This window comes from Shewanella sp. GD04112, from assembly GCF_029835735.1.
Classification (GTDB): Bacteria; Pseudomonadota; Gammaproteobacteria; order Enterobacterales; family Shewanellaceae; genus Shewanella.
The window spans coordinates 4,268,599-4,289,116 of record NZ_JAOEAL010000001.1; the positions used below are offsets into that span (position 1 = coordinate 4,268,599).

The following is a 20,518-nucleotide window of genomic DNA, read 5'->3' on the forward strand; positions in this document are numbered from 1 at the left end:
CACAAATAGAAGGTAATGCAAGTTGCCTTAATACTGAAGAAATAACCACAGAGATGACCCCCGTTACTTTATATCATTCGCTTACGACCTGTATAAATAACAAGTCATACGACTTAGCCGTTTATAACTATTTTTCAGCAAGTGCATATGCCTATTTTGATACATTAAGAGTGAATGATAAAACAGCTCATGGCATTATCGATATAGTCATGAAAGATTCTATTTGGACGCTGAGCGCCTTAGAACAACATAATTTTGAAAACTACTTAAGCCAATTTTTGGCTTCTGAAGAAAAAGCCAAAGCCTGTTCGTATCTGATAAATAAAGGAATGCCACACTATACCCCAGATTATATGACCAAATACGGAACTAAAATTTCGAATCTAAATCCTAAACTCTACGACGAACTGTGGAAATCAACTTTAGTTAACTATCTGAAATGCAACATATAGATATATATAACAAATAGAAATAGATGGGACACACATAAATCTTTTTAGATTCACAGCTAAAATCAGAGCATCAAAAGTTCAGAAGTTGCTAAAGGGCGTTGAAGACTCTTTATTAAATGGATAGCGCGTGACGCAGACAGGACGTCTGCGTAGCTTTCGGGGGGGAAGGGACGCCCCATCGGAAGCGTTAGCGATTTTCGAATAAGCACGAAGCCACTAACCAATGCATGTAACTTCGCTAGGGGCGTCTTGGAGCATCCAAGGAGGATAGGACGAGCAGTCCTCCTTGGTCGGGTGTGGGGTGAAGCCCCACGACTTTGATTCACCTCGGCCGTTAGGCCGCAATGACTACAGTTATTCACAGGAAAATTGTGAAAGGCAAAGATGGGATATGGGTGTAAATCAGAGCAGCCAAAGCTAACCGCCCAGTTGCTACCTTCAACCCAAGGCTAAATCTTCACACAGACAAACAGCGCATTACCTGAGCTTAAATCCCATGGGACGATTTTTTCATAATCGTGTTCAAAGATATGCACTTCAAAATATGGCGCGAGTAAGGCTTGCAGCTCCGCAAAACTGGTCGCGACCATAGTATGTTGGTCTTGCCATAACTCAGTCTGATGCGCAGATATATCTGTATCCCCTTCTAAATCAGTCTGTTGAGTAAAAGGCTGGTGACTCTTTGCAATACTCAGGTTTAATGACTGGTTTTCGCCTTGACCACTGTAATGCCAGCCAGATTCAAAGGCAAAATGGTGCCCCTCAAACTCGGCAAAATGCTTAATCGATAAGCGGTTATCGATGCGGTACTTATCAACCGAGTTAAAACAAAATATCCCGCCGTCATTCAGGGCGCGGTGCACACTGGCAATACAACTCTTAAGGCGCTCAATGCCCGCACTGTAATGAATGGAATATAAAAAACAGGTAATTAAATCCACTGGCTGCTCAAGATAAAAGGCGGTCATATCCTGTAGATTAAACTGCGCTTCAGGGCAGCGACGCATGGCCATATCGAGCATGGGTTGATTAATATCAAGACCACGACACTGATAGCCAAGGTCGATAAAATGCCTTACATGCGGGCCAGTGCCACAGGCTAAATCGAGGTGTTGCTTGCCATTATTGCCTAAGAACTGATGCAATCGATGGATGCTCGCACTCTGTTGTTGATAGTTGATATCGGAGCACATGAGATCGTAATAACCGGAGAGATCGGTATAAAGCGCGTTAGAAGACATAGCGGCAAACAGGAGCCATAGGCAATTAAGGGTGGCGCATGATATATCAGTTGGCTTAGAACCGATACACGCAATTCCGCCCTAGAGTCGAGAGCAAAACGCGAGAATCCATTTTATTCAATAAAACAGCGAACTAGGATAAAAGATGGGACTGGCGTTTTCTCAACTCGGCTCGCTGAGTGGGATATGCCTTTACGGCCAAGCATATAAAAATGGGCTGCTCAGTTGAGCAGCCCATTGCGATAGAGAGTCATACTCACATCGCGGTTTTATTTGAGTTTATAAACCACTTCGACTCTATCTTCGATAGTCACTTGGCCATATTGATAGCTTTCGGCGGCGCCCATGGCATCGGCCTTGGCATTCATCCGTAACATTACGGGCTGCACAGGGCGTTGATCGTAATAACGAATTTGCCACACCTTACCTAAGTTCTCCCCAAATCCCTTGGCTAAGCTTTCGGCTTTTTGTTTAGCATCGACAATCGCCGCTTGGCGCGCCTTGGCCACATACTCGGCCTCTTTGCTCGACTTAAGGGCGATATTATTAACCCTGTTAATCCCCTCCTCTAAGGCGGAGTCCAAAATCGTATTTAAGCGGGCTAAATCACTAATGGTAACTGTGATTTGGCGACTCGCGGTATAACCACTCAGCTCTGGCGCCTTATCCTGGGCATACACATATTGCGGCTGCAGATTTAAGTTAGCGCTTTGGATTTGCTCCTTGGTAATGCCCGCAGCGGTTAAACGGGCGATAAATTTCGCCACTGCGGCATCCGAATTATCCTTAGCGGCCTTGGCCTCTTTCTCAGTAACGGCGACTTCGACATTAAGCTCTGCCATATCCGGCTCAACCTGAATTTGGCTTACGCCCATGGTTTCGATATGGGGAAAATCTACGTCGGCGGCCATCGCCTTTGCAGTAAACACACCTGAAAAAAGACCACCAGCCACTAATACAGCTAAAAGAGAATGCTTCATTGTTAACTCCAACTAAATCATTTAAGGCGAGACTGCCGTGGTTCTGACGCGGCGGCTATCGGTTAAAAGTGCGACTCGCTGTACCAATATGTAACAGCCCGATTTGTCGTCCGTTGCGATAGCCACGCATCATGCAAACTACCCCTATAAACGCAGGCAAAAATAAAAAGGGTTAATTTTTTTGAAAATTTTTTAATCGGTGGCGAGCGGCAGTGCACAGGGCCATTCAAACCTTAAAGCCATTCATCCAAGATGAAATGCGGCGGGATAACTAAGCTACGGACTCTGCCGCGCCGCAACTGGTAGAAACGCACTCTTGGCTGTACACTTTTCACCCAAAGACACTGTACCTTTTAATCACTTCAGGTATAATCCGCGCTCTTTTTACGGCGCTCTTTTATCAGCATCAGCGAGACACCATGACAGTTGAAACTTTTAATCCTAAGCAAACAACCACGCTTGAGACCCCAGCCAAGACATTAGAAGCAGCGAGTGCTGATTCTACTGCTACAGGGAATCGCATCGGTTTCGTGTCTTTGGGTTGCCCAAAAAACCTAGTGGACTCAGAGCGCATTCTGACCCAATTACGCATCGACGGCTATGAAGTCACCAACAGCTACGACAATGCCGATCTGGTTATCGTCAACACCTGTGGCTTTATCGATGCGGCGGTTGAAGAATCCTTAGATGCGGTGCGCGAAGCCCTAGAAGAAAACGGCAAAGTGATCGTGACCGGCTGTTTAGGCGCCAAGGAAAACCAAATCCGTGAAGTGCACCCTGACGTGCTCGAAATCACGGGTCCACACAGCTACGAAGCCGTGTTAAAGCATGTACACAAGTACGTGCCAAAACCAGAGCACAACCCATTTACCTCGTTAATCCCACAAACTGGGGTTAAGTTAACGCCTAAGCATTATGCTTATTTAAAGATTTCAGAAGGTTGTGATAACCGTTGTACCTTCTGCATCATCCCTGCTCTGCGTGGCGATTTAGACAGCCGCCCAGCGGGTAGCGTATTAGATGAAGCCAAGCGTTTGGTTGAATCGGGCGTGCAAGAAATTTTAGTCGTTAGCCAAGACACCTCTGCCTACGGCAAAGACAAGGGCGGTCGCACCGACTTCTGGAACGGTATGCCAGTGAAGCAAGACATCACTAGCCTTGCTCGCCAGCTGGGCAAGATGGGCGCTTGGGTACGTTTACACTACATCTACCCATACCCATGGGTTGACGATCTGATCCCCTTGATGGCCGAAGGTTTAATCCTGCCATACCTAGATATTCCAATGCAGCACGCCAGCCCACGCATCCTGAAGATGATGAAGCGTCCAGGCCGTGTTGACCGTCAGTTAGAAGCCATCCAACGCTGGCGCGAAATCTGCCCAGACTTGGTGATCCGCTCAACCTTTATCGTGGGCTTCCCAGGCGAAACCGAAGAAGACTTCGAAATGCTGCTCGACTTCCTGCGTGAAGCGCGCCTCGACCGCGTAGGCTGCTTCAAGTACTCAGAAGTAGAAGGCGCTGTAGCCAACACCATCGCTGAACTTATCAGCGAAGACGTGAAGGAAGACAGATACCACAGATTTATGGAAGTCCAAGCCGAGATCAGCGCCGAGCGTTTAGCCTGTTTCGTTGGCCGCACTATGGATATTCTGATCGATGACGTAGACGAAGAAGGCGCCATTGGCCGCAGCTTCGCCGATGCTCCAGAAATCGACGGCATGGTCTTTATCAACGGTGAAACCGAACTCGAACCCGGCATGTTAGTTCGCGCTGTAATCACTCACTCGGACGAGCACGATCTGTGGGCCGAGTTAGTCGACGCCGACGCTGAAGATGATATCGAGGCTTAAGCACTCGGCTTAAACACTAGGCTTAGGCATTCGCGCTAAGCGCTTGCCCTTCGCATTCGATTCGCCGGATTAAAAGCATCAATAGCGAGCCCCTGATATTAATACTAATAGTCAAGGGGCTCGCTTTTTTATGGGCAATCGTTACCGACCTAGTGATAGGCATTGAAGGATATCAGCAGCAAATGGCACAGCAGATAAGTCGAGGGATAAGTTCGAGAATGGCGCGTTAAAGGTTTACAGAATAAGCATCAAAGAGAAATCGAGCAGAGATAAGGGAAAAACAAATCAGCGCGAGTAAAGTTAAGGGGTCTACACTAGGCTCCAGTGAGGCAAACTCCCATAAAGTCGAAAGGGGTATCGCCCCTGTGCTGATACCCCTTTCGGTTTGCTGCTTTACGGTTGTAAGACCCTTTGCCCTTTTTCGGCTTTTCGGTGCGCATTCTAAACAGTGAACTCGTCACCACTGCCTTGAGTGCGTTGTCGGTAATAGTGCCGCGACCATTTTCATGTTCGAGCACGCTAGTCTCTTTAAGCTTTGCCATAGGAACTCCTCAATTAATTTCATACAGGCCAAATACACCTCACTCGACCTGCGGCGACACTATAGCGCAATATGGCAGGATGTACAGAGTTTGTGCAGTAGTGCAAAGAATCACGCTTTTTATTATCAAAAAGTATGATAGATTAATTCAATAAAAATAATACATTAGGCTAACAAGCCTTCGCCTTAGTTGTACTTTTAGCTCGCCCATTGGCGGCAAGATTACCCTTTGTAATCACGGGATAAGGAGATCATTTTGCAATTTGCAGTTATTTATCGGCCCTTACTTAGCCTCGTTTTCCTATTACTCAGCCTCTTCCCCAGCTTAGCGCAGGCTTTTTCAAGCTCTGAGTGCATCATTACCATGGGTTATCGCACCAGTGAGCGCCTTCCCTTTATCCAACACGAACCCAATAACCAAGGGTTTTACCACGATATCTATCAAGCCGCCGCCGAGCGGATTGGTTGCAAACTCAGGATCACCCGCGCGCCTAAGATGCGGATTTTGCGGGATTTAAAACTCGGTAATATCGACTTTTACCCAGGCCTGAGTTTTAGTGAGGAGCGCGCTCAATTTGCCTTTTTTATTCCTAATGGCCTGTCGGAGCGCGCCATCGGCATAAGCCGTGCAGGAGCCGCCGATATACGTTCGTTAGAGCAGTTGTCCCAAAGCGGGATGACACTGTTAATCGCCCCCGGTAGCTACGACTTTAACGGCCTCCCCGAAACCATGTCGGTACGTAAACCGCCAGAACTCGATGTGCCTAAGGCCTTAGATTACCTGCTTGCCAGCCAAGGGGATTTTTTTATCTACGATCAGGCCACCATCAGCTACTACCTTAAACAGCGGGACATGAGCCAATTTAAGCTGCACCCCAATTGCTGCCAGCAGCCTCAGGCCATGTATCTGGGCTTTTCGAAAAAAAGCCGCCATTTTCGCGGGCAACATAACCCCAATTACCGAGCAGACTTACCCGTCAGCCCAGATAACAGCCCCAACAGACTCGCCGAAGATTCAAAGGCCTATGAGTTTGCCAAGGCACTCGCCGCCATGGACGCCGAAGGGGAAACCCAGCGTATCTACTTCAATCACTTCGGTTAATCCAAGGGCGTGTTAAACCGCGCCGCTTGTAATCCTCACCTTGGCGCTAACTTATCTTCATCTTGGCGCTAGCGAGCACTTAAGGCCGTTATTTCAGCTTTGTCTTTATAAGCTCTGCGACAATATGCCGCACCTGTCACACTGTGATGATCTTTATAATGCAGCGCAATTTATCCGAGTGAATGGAAGACAATAAGATGGCTGCAAATACTTCAACTATCCCCCACTGCTTTAAATGCTCCGCAATCGCCAGCGCACTGACCTTAGCATTAGGCGCTTCGGTTGCCTCACAGGCCATGGCCGACGAGACAAATCAGACGCAAATTGAACGTATTCAAGTCCATGGCGAACAGAGTATTGGCCGTAACACCTTAGGCTCGGCCGATGCCTTGCTGAAAGACCAAGGCGTGGATTTCTCCGAAGCGGGCGGCGTTTCCGCCTTGCCCGTGCTGAATGGCATGATGGGCGATCGCATTAAAGTGTTAGTCGATGGCGCGGATATCACCGCCTCCTGTGCCAACCAAATGAACCCACCACTTTCCTACGTTTCCGCTAATCAAATCAGCTCGGTAGAAGTGGTCGCGGGCGTGTCCCCTGTCAGTGCGGGCGGTGACAATATCGCCGGGGTGATTAAGGTTAATAGCCTGAATCCTAAATTTAGCGACAGCGAAGACCTCAGCTTCGAAAGCGGCGAGATTTCATCGGGATACCGCAGCACCAGCGATGCCTTCTTACTCGGCGCTAAGGCTGGAATTGCCAGTAAGAACTTAAGTTTCAGCTATCAAGGCGCCTATGAAGATGCCAATAGCTACCACGATGGTCACGGCGATAAAGTGCTCGATACCCTCTATCGTGCCCAAAACCATGCGTTAACAGCGGCATGGCGTGATGACAAACAACAACTGGCGATTAAGCTAACGCATCAGGCGATCCCTTTCCAAGGTTTCCCGAACCAATACATGGATATGACAGATAACAAGAGTTACGGTGCCCTAGTCCGTTATCTGCGTGATTTAGACAACGACGGTGAATTTAGCGCCCAGTTAAACTGGCACAGTGTGAAGCATGAAATGGGCTTCTTCACTCCGGAAAAAACCGGCAAGATGCCGATGAACACTGAAGGCAGCGATTACAGCTACCAACTGCATTGGCGCTTACCTATGGGCGATAACAGCACGTTACTCGTCGGCCAGGAATTTTATAACTATCAACTCGATGATACTTGGCCAGCAGTGCCCGGCACTATGATGGCCCCCAATGACTATATCAATATCAACGACGGTGAACGCCGCCGCGCCGCAGTTTATGGCGAGTGGCAGCAAAACCTCACGCCAGTCTGGTGGTTGTCTGCCGGGGTGCGTTATGAATATGTCACCACTGATACGGGCGAAGTGCAGGCCTACAGCAATATGCCCATGATGGGCATGCCGAATATGGATGCCGAAGCCGCAAAAGCCTTTAATGCTATGGATAGAAGCCGAGACGATAACCTTATCGACGCCACGCTGCTGGCGCGTTATCAGCTATCGGCCAAACAACAATTGGAATTTGGCTTAGCCCGTAAAAACCGCGCGCCAAACCTGTATGAGCGTTACAGCTGGGGCCGTGGCGTGATGGCAACCACAATGATCGGCTGGTATGGCGACGGTAACGGTTATGTGGGCAATCCCAATCTAAAGCCTGAAACGGCGCACACCCTGAGCGCGGCCTACAAGTTTGCGGGCGATGAATGGCAATTCTCGACCACGGCTTGGTATAGCGCAGTGACAGACTATATTGATGCCGAGGTGATTGGCAGCTTTAACCGTAGTGGCCTTGCCAACGGTAAACGCAATATCCTTAAATTTACCAACGAAGATGCCCATTTATATGGCGCTAAGTTGAGTGCGAACTACCTATTAGCCGATACCGACAGCGGTAAATGGCAGATGCAGGGCAAGCTGAATATCACCCGAGGCGAGCGAGATGAGGGTAACGAGCCGCTTTATCAAATCAAACCGCTACAAACCGAGTTAGCCCTTAGCCATCAACTAGGTGATTGGGAAAACCGCCTGTCATGGCAATGGGTAGCGACTAAGGATAAGGTCGATGATCGCCGCTTAGAAAATGAGACCGACAGCTATTCGCTGTTAAATCTAAGCAGCAGTATCAAATGGCAAGAGCTGAGTTTAACCTTTGCGATCAACAACCTGTTTGATACTTACTACGAACTACCGCTGGGTGGTGTCAACCTTGCCGAATTTAAGGCTGATAGCAGTGGTGGCTTTAGCCAAGTCGCAGGCTCGGGTCGCTCATTTGAATTAGGTGCTAGCTATCGCTTCTAATGCTAGCTATCGCTTCTAAAAAGTAGAACGACATAAAATCAAAAGGGCAAATGCAGTTGCATTTGCCCTTTTGTTTAAAGCTCATTCCGTTAACGCCGAACCGTTAGACTGAATGGCTCAATTGGGTCAACTCAATCAGTTACCCGCAACCTTCATCTCGGATAATAAGATCCCGCCGGTGCGGATAGACGAACGTAAATCGAAGTCTTTACTGACCGCCTGAATACCACGGAACATATCCTTCAAGTTGCCCGCGATAGTGATCTCTTCGACGGGGAACTGCACTTCGCCATTTTCAACGTAAAAACCGGCAGCGCCGCGGGAATAATCCCCCGTTACCATATTCACGCCCTGGCCCATCACTTCAGTGACAATCAAGCCAGTGCCCATGCCTTTGACTAGCTCATCGAAACTTTGGCCGGTGTGAGCCAGCGTCCAGTTGTAGATGCCACCCGCATGACCTGTGTTGGTTAAGCCTAGTTTGCGCGCCGAATAGCTGGTCAGCAGATAGCTTTCTAACATACCCCGGTCGATGATGCGTCTATCTTGCGTCGCTACACCTTCGCTATCGTAGTTGGCACTGGCAAGCGCGCCCAGCAGATGCGGCTGTTCTTCAATGTTGAACCAATCGGGGAAGATTTGGGTGTGAATCGCATCCAACAGGAAGCTGGATTTACGGTACAGGCTGCCACCGCTGATCGCGCCGACTAAATGGCCGATGAGCCCTGTGGCGATTTCAGGCGAAAGCAGAATAGGTAAACGCGAAGTCGCAATCTTACGCGCACCTAAACGACTCACTGTCTTTTGTGCGGTTTTCAAGCCAACCGATTCGGGAGATAACATCTCACTGAATTTACGGGCGATAGTGTAATCGTAATCCCGCTGCATGCTGCCGTCGCTGTCTTCACCGATCACACTGCAACTTAAGCTGTAGCGCGAGCTGCAATAACCATTTAAGAAGCCGTGGCTATTGCCGTAAACCTTGACCGAAGTGTGGGCGTTTGCGCTGGCACCATCGGAGTTATTGATGCGCGGATCGGCATCGAGCGCCGCGGTTTCGGCGCGAATCGCCAATTGGGCTAATTCGTCGGGAGAAATATCTTCAGGATAATAGAGCTTAAGATCGCGGATCTCGGTCGCCATTAAGGCTTTGTCGGCTAAACCGCTAAAGGGGTCGGCCGAGGTGTAACGGGCGATATCGTCCGCCGCTTTCACCGCCAAGGCAATGGCTTCAGGGCTGAGATCGGAAGTCGATGAACTGCCCTTGCAACCATCGCGATAAACCGTAATCCCTAGGGCGCCATCTTTATTAAATTCAACCGTTTCCACTTCTTTTAAGCGGGTTGAAACCGATAATCCCTGTTGTTTACTGATCGCCACTTCGGCGGCATTTGTCCCTAATTTATTGGCATATTCGAGGGCCACGGCAACCGCATCTTTCAGCGCGGCCAATTCACTATCGATTCTGTTCAAAGACACAAAGCTACTCTTTCGTTGTCGGCAATGGCGTTAGCATAACAAACACCCATGCCATTCTCATTATTTATTGCGCGCTTATTTCGTCAATCTCAGCCATGGCGCACGCGCTTTCGTTAGGCGATTTTTGGCGGGAGATGTTATTATTAGGCCGTTATTTAACTGAGGTTTTATCTATATGAAGATTGTTGGTGATTCAGAGCATTTTAAACAACCCTATGACAGTGACGAAGAGTATGTCAGCAAAACCGAGGACAAGCGTGACTGCGAAGCTGCTCAAAAAGTCGGTATGGAATTGGTGTCGCTCAGCAAGACCCAGCTAGATAAAATCGAGCTGGACGAGCACTTATACGACAGCATCCAGCAAGCTCATAAGATTAAGCCGAAGACCGAAGCCTATCGCCGCCATATGCAATATATCGGTAAGTTGATGCGTAACGTCGATGTGGAGCCGATTAAAGCCGCGCTCGCTATCGTACTGAACAAAAACAACAACGAAACCGCTAAGCTGCAAATGTTCGAGAAAATGCGCGAGCGTTTACTGAGCCAAGGCGACAGCGAAATTCAAACCTTAGTGGAACATTACCCACAGTTGGACAGACAGAAGCTGCGTACCTTAGTGCGCCAAGCCACGAAAGAGTTGGCAAAAGGCCCTGAGTCCAAATCATCAAAAGAGCTGTTTAAATACCTACGCAGCGAAATCCAAGACTAATTAACTCAGCACCAACAAGGATGTTTGCTTATGCGATTTAGCAACACGTTTTGCAATCTTACTTTGCTTTCTATTGGTTTATTTGGACTTTGGGGCTGTAACGGCCCCTCTGACGAAGACAACGGTGGCACAGATGCCAGCGACGGTATTTACAAACTGTCTATCGACTTTAAAACCTTATCGGGTAGTCAATGCGGCAGTTTTACCTCACTTCAAAGTTTCCCTAAAGACGCAGGTTTTTGTGCTGTCGCCAAGTTAAACAAAGGTTCTGCAAAGGTCAGCAACCAGAGAGTTAACTTTACGACCGACCTTGGGGCGTTAACACCGGAAAGCAAACTCACGGATAGCAATGGTGAAGCCATTGTTATTGTGAGTAATCCAGATTTGCTTATCAATGCAGGAACGATTACGGCAACCACCACCCCAAGTGATTCCAGCACAGCGCTATCGGCGACTCGCAACTTTGAATTTACAGGCACTATCGACGGCACTGGCGCATCCATAGCCCCAAAACTGAGCGCCAGTATTCAAAGCGGCGCGAATGTAGTGACTCGCTTTAAAGTTGATGAAGCCGTACAACTGCAAGCCATTTTCCTCGATGCCGAGAGTAAAGGTATTGCCGATGCTAAGGTCAGCTTCAGTGCGGGGTCAGCGACCTTAACCCCGGCCAGTGCGCTAACCGATGAGCAAGGTATTGCCCAAGTCACTTATACCCCAAGTGCCACCGAATTAGGCGCCAACGCCTTAACGGTAACGGTGGATTATCAAGGGCAATCGCTACAAAGCAGCAGCTTGTATGAAGTGCTCAGCAAAGATGCAGTTAACGAAGCCGGCACTCTAAAATTAGGCTCCTTTAATGGCGGCAGTTTTACGGAAGGAAAACTGGCCAGTACGTTAACGGCGCAGGCCGATGGCAGCTATAAAATCAGCGCCGGCGGCAGCTTTGGCGTGACCGCAAGCTTAGTGTTAGAGGCTAGTGATGGCACTGTCACTCGCGTACAGACGCCGTCATCCATCAGTTTCAGCTCTGACTGCACCAGCAGTAATAATGCGAGCTTAGACTCGCCTGTCACGACGCTATCGGGCAATGCCAGCTCGACCTTCCAAGACACCAGTTGCAGCGGGAATAGCGAGCGTAACGATCAAATCGTCGCGACCACAGTCGTGGGTAATCAAACGCTGACGGCGAACTTCCCCTTTACGCTTCAACGTCAAACCTTAGCCAGTCTGAGCTTTGAAGCGGCCGAGCCCAACCAAATTCGTATTAAAGGCGCAGGTGGGACTGGGTCGAGCGAATCATCACTGGTGAGCTTTAAAGTCACCAGCGCCAATGGCCAGCCAGCCGCGCAGCAAAAGGTTAGTTTTAGCTTAGATACTGTGGTCGGCGGTTTAAGTTTTGCCAATGGCAGCGCCAGCGCAGAGAGCCTGACAAACTCCCAAGGTATCGCCAGTGTACGTGTGCTTTCGGGTACTGTGCCAACCCCAGTTCGCGTGGTCGCCAGCGCAGTGGATGCCGATACCAAGGAAGTGATCACTAGCCAATCTGAGCAATTAACGGTTAATACTGGCCTGCCACAGCAACTTGGCTTTAGTCTTTCGACGACGATATTTAATCCCGAAGCGGGCGATTATGACGGTGAAACCGCGACTATTACCGCCAGACTGTCGGACAGCTTTGGTAACCCAGCGCCCGATGATACTACGGTTAACTTCAACACCGAAGGTGGCCAAATCGCCCCAAGCTGCCTAACGCAAAATGGCGCCTGTAGCGTGACTTGGACTTCAGGCGCTTATCGCCCTCAAGATCACCGTATTACCATCTTGGCCTACGCCTTGGGTCACGAAACTTTCTTCGACACTAACGGCAACAATCAGTTTGATAGTGCCGATGGTGGCGCTATCACTAACGCCTGCTTATTCAATGGTGTAGCAACTCACTGCAGCGGCAATGGAATGGATGTGGAAACCTTCCACAATAGCGGTTTTAGCGACTTACCAACGGCGTTTCGCGATGATAATGAAAACTTTAGCCGCGACAGCGGTGAACCTTATTTCGATAACCTCGCCCGCGAGACCTATCCCGCCGCCGATGGCAAGTTTAACGGCCCTCAATGTGAAGGCAGCCTCTGTGGCACTGGTCAAGCCAACAAAACCTATGTGCGTAAGGCTTTGGTGTTAAGCATGTCTGGTTCGCAGGCTTATATCAGTGTGCAGCAAGACGGTGTGTTACTCGCAGGCGTTAATGATATTAAACCCGTTGCCGCAGGTAGCGAGTCTAAGTTTGTGGTGTTTGTACATGACAATGCCAAACAAATTATGCCTGCTAAGACCCAAATCGAGCTCTGCGTCGATTGTAACGGTACGCCAGATACCATTGAGGTAGCCAACACTCTCACCGGCAAGAATGGCTTAGGCACACCACTCAGTTTCACCGCCTCTGCGGGGAGTCAAATCAGCGTAGTGACCACTACGCCCAAGCAAGTTAAGACCTCCCTCAGCTTTACCGTGCCGACACTGTAAAAACCAAAAGACCCGCAACAGCGGGTCTTTTACTTTCTAGCTCAATTTGCGAGTTAATTCTGTAACTCTACCGCCTTGCGTAAACGCAGGCTTCGCAGTGCCAAATACAAGATCCCAACTGCCGCCCAAATTAAGCCAAGCTCTAGGGACTGAGGTTCAAGATTAAGCCACAGTACGCCAATCGTCGCCGCGCCGCACAAAGGTAAGACGAAGTACTGCAAGTGCTCTTTCAAGGATTGGTTACGTTTCTCTTTGATATAAAACTGCACTATTACCGACAGGTTCACAAAGGTAAAAGCCACCAGCGCCCCGAAGTTGACAAGCGCCAATGCCATTTCGAGATCGAAGGACACCGCAGAAAGCGCCAGTAATCCCACCAGAATCACGTTAAATGCTGGCGTGCGCCATTTGGGGTGAATATAGCCAAAGCCTTTATTGGGCAGCATATTGTCGCGCCCCATCACGTAGAGAATACGTGCCACACCCGCATGGGCGGCCATGCCCGAGGCCAACACCGCAATGGTGGTTGCCACCAGCACCACTGACTGGAATAAATTACCGCCCACATACAGGGCAATCTCAGGCAGCACAGCATCTAACTGCTGGAAGCGAGAAATATCTGGGAAAAACAGCTGCAAGAAATAGGACACGCTGACAAAAATCACGCCGCCAATCAAAGCAGTTAGCACGATAGCGCGGGGGATGACTCGCTTAGCGTCCTTGGTTTCTTCACTCAACGAACTTAAGCCATCGAAACCTAAGAAGGAGAAACACAGAATGGTCGCGCCAGTAAACAGCGGCGCAAGGCTTATCTCTTCGGAATAGAATGGACGTACACTGGCAATCACACCTTCGCCTTCGCCAAGGGACAGGCTGTGGGCCATTAGACCGATAAACACTAAGATAATGGCAATCTGGGCGAATACGATAACGCCATTAAAATTCGCCACTAAATCTATGCCCCTCAGGTTTAATACCGTCATCACAGCGACTAAACCAAAGATAAAAATCCACGGCTCGACGTTAGGGAACATGGCCGTGAGGTAAATCTTTGCCAGCAACATATTGATCATCGGCATAAACATATAATCGAGCAGCGATGACCAGCCCACCATAAAGCCGACATTCGGGCTAAAGGTTTTTTGCGCATAGGTATAGGCCGAGCCCGCATAGGGATATTTACGTACTAAGTGACCGTAGCTAAAGGCGGTAAACAGGATCCCCGCTAACGCGAGCAGGTAAGAGGTGGCCACATGGCCTGAGGTGATCTCGGAGACAATGCCAAAGGTGTCAAACACGGCCATAGGCGTGAGATAGGCTAATCCCATCACAACCACTTGCCACAGACTAAGGCTTTGCTTTAAGCCTGGATTTTGTTGGCTCATATACAACCTCCTTTTGCAGCAGGTGGAATTGCAAACGCAACAGATTGATTTACGGCAACTACCGAACATCCGGTAAACAACAGCCCCATTGAATTGTCCTCAGTAAAGTAGGTTCAAACGAACCTCATATCATTTCCGGATGTTTACCGGCCTCAATTGGTTTAAAACCTATACACACAAAAAGAAAATAACCGGGATACTGAATACCCCGGTTATTTTTGCGGCGCGCATTCTCCCCCAAAACAGAGTCGAAGACAACCCAATAAGGGCATTAAGTTGCCTATCTGTGTCGTCTGTACGGTAAAGAGAGCAAAGATATGTAAAAATGCCCGCGTGTTGAGTCGAACAGCGTGAATAAACTCAACCCTAGTGGCGCGTGAGGAGGACTTATTTTCTTGAGACTTTAGCAAAGAGACTTACCCCGGCATGGTCATTGTGATGACCATGGGGCAAATACAAGATACAGGGGCCATGTAGCGATATGTGGGATGCTTAGAAGTACAGGCTTTCGACGATTTTACCGTTAACCAGCATGTCGCATTTATCGCCAGAGCTAGATTTCGTCGATTGGATCACCCCAGCAATCGCACCAAATGCGCCACCTTGGCTGCTCAGCACTGAGCCGAAATAACATTGGCTAGAGATGGTGTAACCCTTGTATTTACCGCTGAGGTTTTGGGTTGGCGTGTAAGGTGGGAAAGTGCCTTTCATCACTGAGTCGCCATTCACCGACAGTGAAATATTTTTGCGTTCAGTATCGTAGCTACCACCAAAGACGAGGTTGATACCATCGACTTCAACGGTTTTTTCTTGTGCAACGATGGGAGGTTTAGCGGCGCAGGCGGCCAACAGACAAGTACCCATGGCCAAAGAGAGTAAAGTAATTTTACGCATTTCATCTTCCTTTTGATGCGATAAAAAATGAAGCAACTGCTTCGAAATTAAACGGCCCCTGTTTAATTTTTTGCCGGACGATTATATCTATATCTGCCTAATATCCAATAACAAATTTAATACAAACATAAAAATCAGTATTCTGTCGGTACGAATAACAGCGCCGTCTAAGATGTACTGAGTTCAGCCAATGCCCGCGCCCGACGTTTGATCCCCAACATCGCAAGACCAAAAAACAGCACAAACAAGCCCCAAAGCTGTAACCATTTTGGCAGCACACTCGCCCAGCTTGCGCCCATTTGGTTCAGCTCCAACATCCCCATAATGGCAGGCACCGCAGGAATTATCTGCGAGCCCAGCACCAAAGGCTCGGGAATTAATGCAATCGGCCAGACAAAGCCGGAGACAAACAGAATCGGCATAGAAATCAACAGCAATACTTGAGTCGGTAGGTCACGGCGGCTAAACAGCGTGCTCATCGCAACCCCAGCCGCCGCCGTCGCCAATAAAAATGGCAGCAACCATAGCGCTACTAAACCAAGACTCGCCTGAATACTCACCTTATACCAGTGGTAGCAATACCCTACATAAAAGCTGGTAAACACCATATAAATCAACATAAAGGCGAGAATACGACCGCAGACCAATTGCAGCGGCGACACCTGCTGCCAATAACTGCGGTTGCGCCACTGCCCCGCACCGAGGATCCCGGTTCCAATCAATAAGGTTTGATGCAGGATAAGTAAGAACAGCCCTGGCACCACGTAGGGGGTATAACCTAGGCTAGGGTTAAAGGCAGGCACGCTGTTTAAGTGCAGCGAATTCAGGTTTTGCTCGGCTTCTTTCGGATTTTTCCCCTGCGCGAGCATTCCAATTAATTGCACTTGCTTACCCGCATCCATTCCCGCGCTGACAAGTCCCTCGGCCACCGCCGAATAAATCAAGAAGTAACTGGCATCACCGCCGTAGCTTAAGGTCACGCCCTTGCCCAGCAGCAAGTCGCGGCGAAATCCTTCAGGGATCACCAATAAACCATGGGCTTTGCCGGTTTCGATAAAACGCTTCGCCTCGGTAATGGAGCCCACTTGGCCTATGACTTGGATTTTAGCGCTGGCATCCGCATGACGAATAAGTTGACGACTCAGGGAGGAATGGTCTAAATCCACCACGATAAGCTGTTGTTCTGTTGGGACTTGGTGCAAGTAAGGCAAGGGATAGAGCACCGAATAAAACAGCACTCCGCCGAATAGGGTCACGGCAATCGCCTTGTCGCTCACAATCGCCTTTAATTCTGTCAGCACTAACTGCCATAAATTCATGTTATTGCCCCTTCGCAGGCAGAGGCGCCGCGTGGTATTCCGCCGCTTCAGCCTGAGCTTTTACCGTCATCGGCAGTAATTTGTGAGCCAAGAGAGAAATCAGCGGCAATAAACCGATAAAACCCCAATAACTACTCAATTGCTGCGCTACCGTCGGCCACGCCGCGCCATAACTCACCACGCTCACATGGGACTCAATATAATGGCTCGATGGCATGATGAGTCGCCACCACTGGGCGAGTTGCGGCATTTCATGGGTGGGGAAAGTGATCCCCATAAAAGCAAAGGCTGGCGCAAACAGCGCAGTACAAAAACTGATGACCCGCGCGCTATCACGCATCAGCACAAAGATAAACAACACAAGGCTCCACACCGCCAGCAGCATGAACAACTGAGCAAATAGCAGCAGTGCTAAACTGCCCGCAAAAGGCAAAGCCAGATACAGATACAACCAAGCGAGGATAAACCCGCCTTGGAGCATCAATATCGGGGTAAATAACAGGATTTTAGCCAACACTTTAGGCCAAAAATGCTCGGTCAATCGATTGGAGAGCCCCTCCTCTGAATGCGCGGCATTAAGTTGCAACTCGCGATTTAAGCTGTTGGCCATCACCAACATGGATAATAACTGCCACAGCGCGACCAATACCGGCGGCACTAAAAAACCTATGTAGTTATTGTTACGGTTAAACAGTGCGGTCGTTTGGCTTTTCACTGGGCTTAAGTTCACCGCCACTTGGGATTTTGGCGTGCCCGTCATCAGCTGCTTAAGGCCTGCGACCTGCAACAATCCATCGCCTAGACTCAACTGAATTTGACTCGACAACAGCTTACCCACCAGCAAAAACTGGCTGTTGTAACGCACATCGATTGTTGGTTTATGACCTGTGAGTAAATCCTTTTTCATATCATGGGGAAACACCACTACGGCGTAGACCTGCGCCTGCTGCATAGCCGCAACAGCCGAGGGGAGATCGGTAAAACTTCGCGGCTCGGTGACAGGGTTGGCTTTGAGTTGACGGGTCAACATTCGGCTCAGCTGGCTGTGGTCTTGGTCAACAATCGCCACGGGTAATTGCCGTGGTAGCCCAGCACTAAATAACCACCAGAGACACAAGATGCCCAGCAGCGGGATATAACTGATCAGGGCCAGTTGCCAAGGATCGCGCCATAGCGCCCTAAGCTCGCGGCGCACGAGTGCCACTAACTGCGCCAGAAAGCCAGAGGATGCTGGATGCGCCGCATTCTGAGGCCCATTCAACGGCTTAGGCTCGCTCACATGCGTTTGCTCACTCGGTGACTTGGCCACAATCGTTACTCAGCACTGAGCAGCACAGACATACCGACACGCAGATCGGGGATCGGCGCAGTTGGGCGCAACTCCACCTCGAAGGTGCGCATATCAAAATCGTGGCCACTTTCGGTTGAACGCCAAGTCGCAAAGTCGCCCATCACACTAATATGGGCAACGGTGAACTCCACGGTTTTATCCAGCGCAGGAATGGTTAATGGCAGTTTATCACCCTTTTTAAAACGTTTGAGTTGATCTTCACGCACTTGGAATACTGCCCAAGCGTCCTGCATGTCGATAAGGCTGACCACAGGGAAGCCACTCGGTGCCAACTCTCCCGCTTGCAACAATACTTCGCTGATTTCCCCAGACTTAGGCGCACGCATTTGACTGTCAGCCATGATGGCACTGACTTCTTTCACCGCGCCCTCGGCCATACGAGCATTACCCGCCGCTGCGGCTTTGGTTTCGACCCGCGCACCCTCTTCGGCCATTTGATACATGGCTAATGCGGCCTGCTCTGTGTACTTGGCCGCTTGCCACTGAGTAAAGGCTTCATCCCGTTTTTGTCTTGCGGCAACCCCTTCATTGAAGAGATTTTCCACTCGGGTATAGGTGGTTTTCGCCAGCGTTGCCGCCGCTTGCGCCTTGAGCCATTGCTCTTTAGCCGCCATCACCTCTTGGGTACGGGCGCCGTTATTCGCCTCCTGTTGCAGAGCTTTGGCCGCATCGCGACCGCCTTCAGCCTGCATCAACTTGGCATCCAGTTCTGGACTATGAATGGCAAATAACAAATCGCCTTCGCTGACGCTATCGCCACGGCGCACAAGCACCTGCTCTACCCGTCCTGGCACCTTAGAGGATACATTATACTCACGGGCTTCAATTTGCCCCTGTAACAGGCTCGGCGCTGGGCTGTAAGCCAGTTTGAGTCCATAGGCTAAGATAAGGCCTAATGCGACCAACGCCGTTAGGGCAAGGATTCTGTTAGCGCGCATTGATAATCTCCTGCGATTGAGCGCCTGTGGCACTGCGACCGATAAATTCATCTAATTGACCACTGATGGCCATTAATCTGGCATAGGCTTGCACATAGCGATAACTGGCGCCAAGCTGCTGAGTTTTAACGGCGCTCAGTTTTAATTCGGCATCGACCCTGTCGATAGAAGTGGACAGCCCTTGGTTAAAGGCAATTTCCCTTAAACGCAGGTTTTCACTCGCCAGTTCGAGTGAGGTATTCAGTGCCTTGACCTCTTCCTCAGCCTGCAATAACTGGCGGTAACTTTGGTCTAGCAGCAAACTTAAGTCTTGGCGGGTCTGCGCCTTAGTGTAACGGGCTTGCAGCAAGGCACTCTTAGCCGCTTCCACTTTACCGCTGCGGCCATCGCGACTCAGCAAGGGCACTTTTACGCCGACACCCACCATCCAGTCCGGCTCCACCTTAGAAAATAAGCTGTCATCTTCGTATAAGGTGTAATTACCAAAAAGGAATACAGTCGGGTGGTATTTACCTTTCTCTAAGGAAACCAAACCATTCGCCTGCGCCTCTTTAGCCTCCAGCAGTTTAAGTGCAGGATGCTGGCTCAGGGTCACTTGGGTCAAATCCCCCAATGACGGCGCCTGTGGCAACACAAATAAAGGTGAGTTAGTGCTGACATCGCTCTGCTGCAACATGCGCGATAGGGCGATCACAGCCATTTCATGTTGACGGCGGGCGCTGCCTAAATTGACCTTAGCGTTATCTAGGGCAACTTGAGCATTCAGGCGCTCGACCTTAGCAATTTGCCCTTCGCGCTCCAGCGCTAGCGCGTGGTCAACATGCTTAGTTAAGGAGGCCACCAGCTCGGTTTGGGTGCTGACGAGGGATTGAGTCACATCGACGGCATAATAACGGTCAACCAACTGAGTAAATAAGTCGCGGGTCGCTAACTGTAATTCCTGTTGCTTCTCGGCCACCATGGCGGCATGAATACCTTGAGCCGCGGTGATCTGGCCGCCAGTATAAATTGGCCACATAGCCTGTAAGCTAGCGCGGAAAATATCTTGCTCGGTAAAAGGCGTGACAAATAATGAACCCGGAATACTCGCCAAGGCGCCGCCAAGTGCGGGAGGCAAGGTCGCTGGGTCAAGCGAGGCTAAGGGATTGAGATCCCTTAAATCTAATTCGATTGGTTTTTCGAGGTGGGTATAACTGCCATTCAGGCTGAGGGACGGCAGATTTAAACTCTCGCCCGCCTCTTGCTCGCCCTTGGCGCGATTAACCTCTTGGGATTGGGCCTGGAGTTTATCGCTCACCTTAAGCACTTGCTGCCAAGCCTCAGTAAAGCTACTGGGCTGGGCATTGGCCGCTAACGGCAATAGCGAGGGCAAAGGCAATAAACACAGCCATGCCAAACGTGATAGTTTCATTAACACCTCTAGAGTAGTTACT

16 protein-coding genes are annotated in these 20,518 nt (G+C 49.6%); 6 read left to right on the top strand and 10 right to left on the bottom strand.

Annotated features, from left to right (window positions below; genetic code table 11):
• Positions 1-53: 53 nt before the first annotated feature.
• Entirely contained in the window at positions 54-452 is a 399-nt protein-coding gene (locus N7386_RS18740; RefSeq protein WP_126512011.1) for a hypothetical protein, read from the top strand.
• A 449-nt stretch (positions 453-901) separates the two neighbouring features.
• Here the strand turns inward: N7386_RS18740 and N7386_RS18745 are convergent, their stop codons facing one another.
• Together N7386_RS18745 and N7386_RS18750 are read right to left on the bottom strand one after the other, a co-directional pair.
• On the bottom strand, positions 902-1,693 hold the full coding sequence (locus N7386_RS18745; protein ID WP_126512013.1) for a class I SAM-dependent methyltransferase: 792 nt from the start codon (positions 1,691-1,693) through the stop codon (positions 902-904).
• Between the two features lie 269 nt (positions 1,694-1,962).
• Positions 1,963-2,673: an oxidative stress defense protein gene (locus tag N7386_RS18750; protein ID WP_011624181.1), complete on the bottom strand. Its 711-nt coding sequence runs from the start codon at positions 2,671-2,673 to the stop codon at positions 1,963-1,965.
• A 419-nt stretch (positions 2,674-3,092) separates the two neighbouring features.
• Between N7386_RS18750 and rimO the strand changes: the two genes are divergently transcribed.
• The gene (gene rimO / locus N7386_RS18755; protein ID WP_126512014.1) at positions 3,093-4,523 is read left to right on the top strand and encodes a 30S ribosomal protein S12 methylthiotransferase RimO; all 1,431 of its coding nucleotides are present in this window, start codon (positions 3,093-3,095) and stop codon (positions 4,521-4,523) included.
• A gap of 314 nt (positions 4,524-4,837) precedes the next feature.
• Here the strand turns inward: rimO and N7386_RS18760 are convergent, their stop codons facing one another.
• Positions 4,838-5,065: a ribosome alternative rescue factor ArfA gene (locus N7386_RS18760; RefSeq protein ID WP_011624183.1), complete on the bottom strand. Its 228-nt coding sequence runs from the start codon at positions 5,063-5,065 to the stop codon at positions 4,838-4,840.
• 255 nt (positions 5,066-5,320) lie between these two features.
• On the opposite strand from N7386_RS18760, the gene N7386_RS18765 reads away from it, so the two are divergent.
• Entirely contained in the window at positions 5,321-6,166 is an 846-nt protein-coding gene (locus N7386_RS18765; RefSeq protein ID WP_126512015.1) for a transporter substrate-binding domain-containing protein, read from the top strand.
• Positions 6,167-6,363: 197 nt separating this feature from the next.
• Positions 6,364-8,490, top strand: coding sequence for a TonB-dependent receptor (locus tag N7386_RS18770; protein ID WP_126512016.1), 2,127 nt, complete (start codon positions 6,364-6,366; stop codon positions 8,488-8,490).
• Between the two features lie 135 nt (positions 8,491-8,625).
• Here N7386_RS18770 and pmbA read toward each other — a convergent pair whose 3' ends face one another.
• Positions 8,626-9,969: a metalloprotease PmbA gene (gene pmbA / locus N7386_RS18775; RefSeq protein ID WP_011624186.1), complete on the bottom strand. Its 1,344-nt coding sequence runs from the start codon at positions 9,967-9,969 to the stop codon at positions 8,626-8,628.
• Between the two features lie 175 nt (positions 9,970-10,144).
• On the opposite strand from pmbA, the gene yjgA reads away from it, so the two are divergent.
• Both yjgA and N7386_RS18785 read left to right on the top strand, forming a co-directional pair.
• Complete coding sequence (gene yjgA, locus N7386_RS18780; protein WP_011625015.1) at positions 10,145-10,678, top strand: ribosome biogenesis factor YjgA; 534 nt, start codon at positions 10,145-10,147, stop codon at positions 10,676-10,678.
• A gap of 30 nt (positions 10,679-10,708) precedes the next feature.
• On the top strand, positions 10,709-13,198 hold the full coding sequence (locus N7386_RS18785) for an Ig-like domain-containing protein (RefSeq protein WP_279770315.1): 2,490 nt from the start codon (positions 10,709-10,711) through the stop codon (positions 13,196-13,198).
• 53 nt (positions 13,199-13,251) lie between these two features.
• Here the strand turns inward: N7386_RS18785 and N7386_RS18790 are convergent, their stop codons facing one another.
• From N7386_RS18790 to N7386_RS18815, 6 genes are all read right to left on the bottom strand, one after another.
• Positions 13,252-14,583: an APC family permease gene (locus N7386_RS18790; RefSeq protein WP_279770317.1), complete on the bottom strand. Its 1,332-nt coding sequence runs from the start codon at positions 14,581-14,583 to the stop codon at positions 13,252-13,254.
• Positions 14,584-15,075: 492 nt separating this feature from the next.
• Complete coding sequence (locus tag N7386_RS18795) at positions 15,076-15,477, bottom strand: hypothetical protein (RefSeq protein ID WP_086902227.1); 402 nt, start codon at positions 15,475-15,477, stop codon at positions 15,076-15,078.
• A gap of 167 nt (positions 15,478-15,644) precedes the next feature.
• Positions 15,645-16,796, bottom strand: coding sequence for an ABC transporter permease (locus N7386_RS18800; RefSeq protein WP_279770319.1), 1,152 nt, complete (start codon positions 16,794-16,796; stop codon positions 15,645-15,647).
• Between the two features lies 1 nt (position 16,797).
• Complete coding sequence (locus tag N7386_RS18805; RefSeq protein WP_279771068.1) at positions 16,798-18,012, bottom strand: ABC transporter permease; 1,215 nt, start codon at positions 18,010-18,012, stop codon at positions 16,798-16,800.
• Positions 18,013-18,110: 98 nt separating this feature from the next.
• Positions 18,111-19,085, bottom strand: coding sequence for an efflux RND transporter periplasmic adaptor subunit (locus N7386_RS18810; RefSeq protein WP_011625009.1), 975 nt, complete (start codon positions 19,083-19,085; stop codon positions 18,111-18,113).
• Positions 19,075-20,496, bottom strand: coding sequence for a TolC family protein (locus tag N7386_RS18815; RefSeq protein WP_279770320.1), 1,422 nt, complete (start codon positions 20,494-20,496; stop codon positions 19,075-19,077). The genes N7386_RS18810 and N7386_RS18815 overlap by 11 nt, the downstream gene beginning before the upstream one ends.
• Positions 20,497-20,518: the final 22 nt, after the last annotated feature.

What these genes read in the sequence shown, in the direction of transcription:
- N7386_RS18760 (WP_011624183.1), bottom strand. Translation starts at nt 5,065, where the DNA reads ATGGCAAAGCTTAAAGAGACTAGCGTGCTCGAACATGAAAATGGTCGC.
- N7386_RS18815 (WP_279770320.1), bottom strand. Translation starts at nt 20,496, where the DNA reads ATGAAACTATCACGTTTGGCATGGCTGTGTTTATTGCCTTTGCCCTCG.
- N7386_RS18800 (WP_279770319.1), bottom strand. Translation starts at nt 16,796, where the DNA reads ATGAATTTATGGCAGTTAGTGCTGACAGAATTAAAGGCGATTGTGAGC.
- N7386_RS18740 (WP_126512011.1), top strand. Translation starts at nt 54, where the DNA reads ATGACCCCCGTTACTTTATATCATTCGCTTACGACCTGTATAAATAAC.
- N7386_RS18785 (WP_279770315.1), top strand. Translation starts at nt 10,709, where the DNA reads ATGCGATTTAGCAACACGTTTTGCAATCTTACTTTGCTTTCTATTGGT.
- rimO (WP_126512014.1), top strand. Translation starts at nt 3,093, where the DNA reads ATGACAGTTGAAACTTTTAATCCTAAGCAAACAACCACGCTTGAGACC.
- N7386_RS18795 (WP_086902227.1), bottom strand. Translation starts at nt 15,477, where the DNA reads ATGCGTAAAATTACTTTACTCTCTTTGGCCATGGGTACTTGTCTGTTG.
- N7386_RS18810 (WP_011625009.1), bottom strand. Translation starts at nt 19,085, where the DNA reads ATGCGCGCTAACAGAATCCTTGCCCTAACGGCGTTGGTCGCATTAGGC.
- N7386_RS18745 (WP_126512013.1), bottom strand. Translation starts at nt 1,693, where the DNA reads ATGTCTTCTAACGCGCTTTATACCGATCTCTCCGGTTATTACGATCTC.
- N7386_RS18750 (WP_011624181.1), bottom strand. Translation starts at nt 2,673, where the DNA reads ATGAAGCATTCTCTTTTAGCTGTATTAGTGGCTGGTGGTCTTTTTTCA.
- N7386_RS18770 (WP_126512016.1), top strand. Translation starts at nt 6,364, where the DNA reads ATGGCTGCAAATACTTCAACTATCCCCCACTGCTTTAAATGCTCCGCA.
- N7386_RS18790 (WP_279770317.1), bottom strand. Translation starts at nt 14,583, where the DNA reads ATGAGCCAACAAAATCCAGGCTTAAAGCAAAGCCTTAGTCTGTGGCAA.
- yjgA (WP_011625015.1), top strand. Translation starts at nt 10,145, where the DNA reads ATGAAGATTGTTGGTGATTCAGAGCATTTTAAACAACCCTATGACAGT.